This window comes from Peribacillus sp. NPDC060253 (assembly GCF_042727425.1).
Taxonomy (GTDB): domain Bacteria; phylum Bacillota; class Bacilli; order Bacillales; family DSM-1321; genus Peribacillus.
Genome location: NZ_JBHXAS010000228.1, coordinates 1 through 3373, shown reverse-complemented (window position 1 = coordinate 3373; position 3373 = coordinate 1). Strand labels below are relative to the sequence as shown.

The following is a 3373-nucleotide window of genomic DNA, read 5'->3' as shown; positions in this document are numbered from 1 at the left end:
CTACGTCATTCTCTGTATCTTGCCGTACTATGCGGCATAAGAAGTTCAAGGAACAAAAAGCTTAAAGCATTCTATGATAAGAAAAAATCAGAAGGTAAACCGGCCAAAGTGTCAATCGTGGCCAGTATGAATAAGTTGCTTCATTGGATTTACGCTTTATTAAAGAGAAAAGGAACGTTCCGAGATTTAGCCTAATTAACGGTTTTGTGAAACAGAGAAAAATCCTTCCAAAAGGGTTTTGGAGGGTTATTTGGCATGGCCAAAAATAGTATATCATAAGGGAAATGAAAATTTCAGAGAAAGATATTGACATCCTATTAGCTGGTTTACTTCAAAAACTAGGGTTGATGCGGCAGTCTTTTTTATGGAACTAAAGGGGGGATCTTCCTTAGGTGTAGAGTGACAATTTTGTTCATTAATACAACTTATATTCATTTAAATTTCAGAAGCTTCTGGTTGGAAACCTCCTATATTTCTATCTTCCACTACCATGCGCAATCCACGCTTCGGTCTGAGTGTAATAGACGGAAGTGGCTTTACTTCATGATGGTCAGGCGCCAGCCTTATCCGATATCGTTGAGCAATGCATGCTAGGACAAGCACAGCTTCCATCACTGCAAAATGATTACCGATACAAACTCTCGGACCTCCGCCAAATGGAAAGTAAGCGAACGGAGGTAGGGTTTTCATAAAGTTGTTTTCAAATCGCTCAGGTTTAAAGGAATCTGGATTATCAAAATACTCAGGCTTGTGGTGCATCACATACTGACTCAACAGGATCATATCGCCTTTTTTAAAAAGATACCCTCCAATTACCACATCCTCTGCCACTTCCCGTTGTATGATATAGGCAGGCGGGTATATGCGCATTGATTCATAGATAACATTTTGTGTGAATGTTAATTTCATAAAATCGCCAGGTGTTAGATTACGGTTGCCGATTACGCTATCTATTTCATTGAAAAGTTTAGTTTCCACATCAGGGTGTTGGGAAAGCAAGTATAAGGTCCAGGAAAGCACGTTTGCTGTTGTTTCGTGACCGGCAAGGAAAATGGTCATTAACTCATCACGTAACTGCTTGTCTGTCATAGCTAAGCCATCCTTATCATCTCGAGCATCCATTAGAATCCCAAGCATATCCTCATGTCTCTCTGCCTCTGTTCTACGTTTTTCAATAAAGCTATAAATCACCTTATCAAGTCTCTGTTTCGCAATTTTATATTCACGGTTGTTTTTAGTTGGAACCCATAGTGGCATTTGAAGTGTTCGCATTCTTTTAACGGCAATTCTCATGAAGGCTTCTATAGGTTCCCCGAGCATGCCATATCCTTCTTTGAGGTTCATGCTGAACATGGTCTTGCTGATAATACCCAGTGCAAGGCTCATCATATCCTCCGTAATAATCCTTTCTTCTCTGTTTTTCCAAGTGGAAATATAGTCCATTGTTATATCAATCATATCCTGACCATAATTGCTAATATGAGACTTTTTGAAAGAGGGTTGAATAAGCCTTCTTTGGCGCATGTGAATTTCTTTTTCACTTGTAAGAAGGCCTTCTCCGATTACTGGTTTTAAAGCAGAGAAGTCCTTTGATTTCAAGAAGGATTTTTGTTTTGTTACAAGTACCTGCTTAATTAAATCTGAATTTGAAATAAGGTAAACATTATGGAAAGGTCCAAAACGAATTTTAGCAACTTCTCCATATTCTTTCGCTAAACGGGTAAGAAAGCCAAGTGTATCTGAAATAAACTCCTTTGAATGGCCAGTAATTAATTTTCCTTTTGGGCCTGGAGAATCATTTGAAAAATCTGTGTCACTCATTGGTTTGTTTCCTCCATTTCGGTATAATTACTTGTATTCATTCTATGAGGAAAGTATTGATTGGTTTGGACAAGTTGTTAATAAGAAGACTAACAAATACAATATTTTTTAAAGATTGTTAATCAATTTGATGAAATTATAAGTGTGTATAAAGGAATACTATTAATAAACGAAATCAAAGTGTTTATGAAATTGTAAAGGCACCCATCCCTGGTTGTCACTTTCTTTTACTAATGAAAGCAGGTATGTATGGAACTACCTTCAAAAGTTATTATCTTGTTGAACTAACAAATATGGGGTAGGAAATAGCTCCATTTTCTTATGCAACTAACAGGGCAGATTAGTTCAAGTAGCATAGTTTATTCGAACTATGCAACATAATCATTTAAAAATTACTTTGGAATATTTTTTGATTTACTACGAATCCTAATTTTAGGAGGCGACAAAATGAAAAAACAAGAAAAATCAAAAAATCTTGGCCTCAATAATAAGTCTTATAGAACTAACGGGTGCGTCGTATTATAAGGTTGACCAGTAAAAATTACTGGTTGACCTTTTTTTAATAGAATCTATTATATCAGTAGCCAGGGTAGGACGTACGGGTGCGTGGGACTTGATCTCGTGAACTAAACTGTCCGCCCCCTACTTGTAGAAACATGTTTGAGGCTGGTTGGGACGTAGATCTCGTATAACAAGCGAAGCTATGACACTGCATGGAGGACTAGGGGTACTGGTTAGTAAGTAAAGGAGGTAAAAATAATGAATCCAGTTGTTGGTCTGGATGTGGCAAAAGGAGAGAGCCAAGTTCAGGCATTCTTAGATCAATCTAAACCGTATGGGAAGAGCTTTTCAATGAAGCATACTAGAGAGGAATTAGATCATTTTATAGGATTTCTAAAAGAAATTGAAGAGGTGACAGGGCAGATGCCTATGGTCATTTTAGAATCTACAGGGCATTACCATTCTCCCGTTATTCAATACCTGGAGGAACAAGGGATTCTATATATCTTACTAAATCCGATTATTTCATATCAGGCAAAGAAGTCCAGTTTACGGAAGGTAAAAACAGACGCAATCGATGCGTACCAGTTGTGTGTGCTGTATTACAAAGAGGATTTAGAACCTCATAAAATTAGAGGCATTCAGCTATTAGACCTTCGGAATTTGTCCAGACAACAGGAAATCGTAACAAATATGTATGTGGAAGCTAAACTTCAGTTTCACACCATTTTAGATCAAGTGTTTCCTGAATACCGGAAGGTTTTTGGGGATTTATATTCAAGGGTTTCTTTATTGATATTAATGGAATATCCCACTTCAGAGGCGGTATTAACAGCCGGGGAAAGTAAGCTATCAGAGAGTGTTATAGAGTTCTGTCCTAGCCGATCGGGTCAATGGGCATGGGAAAAAGCAAAAAAAATAATGGACTCCGCATCTCGAAATCCATACCAAAAAAACGTGTATGAAAGTCACGTAATCAATCTTCGTATGTATATTGAGTTGCTTTTTCATTACCAGGGACACCTTTCTGATTTGGAAGATCGTATAGTGG

The 3373-nt window shown here is 37.6% G+C and carries 2 protein-coding genes and 1 pseudogene; 2 read left to right on the top strand and 1 reads right to left on the bottom strand.

The window, feature by feature from the left end:
* Positions 1 to 195: pseudogene (locus ACFWE9_RS26365) on the top strand (IS110 family transposase); the annotation flags it as partial.
* A 240-nt stretch (positions 196 to 435) separates the two neighbouring features.
* Here ACFWE9_RS26365 and ACFWE9_RS26360 read toward each other — a convergent pair.
* Positions 436 to 1821 carry a cytochrome P450 gene (locus ACFWE9_RS26360; protein ID WP_377359596.1) on the bottom strand — a complete coding sequence of 462 codons (1386 nt, stop codon included), beginning with the start codon at positions 1819 to 1821 and terminating at the stop codon, positions 436 to 438.
* 759 nt (positions 1822 to 2580) lie between these two features.
* Between ACFWE9_RS26360 and ACFWE9_RS26355 the strand changes: the two genes are divergently transcribed.
* Positions 2581 to 3373 (top strand): IS110 family transposase (locus ACFWE9_RS26355; RefSeq protein WP_377359595.1); only part of this gene is annotated, 793 nt, incomplete at its 3' end.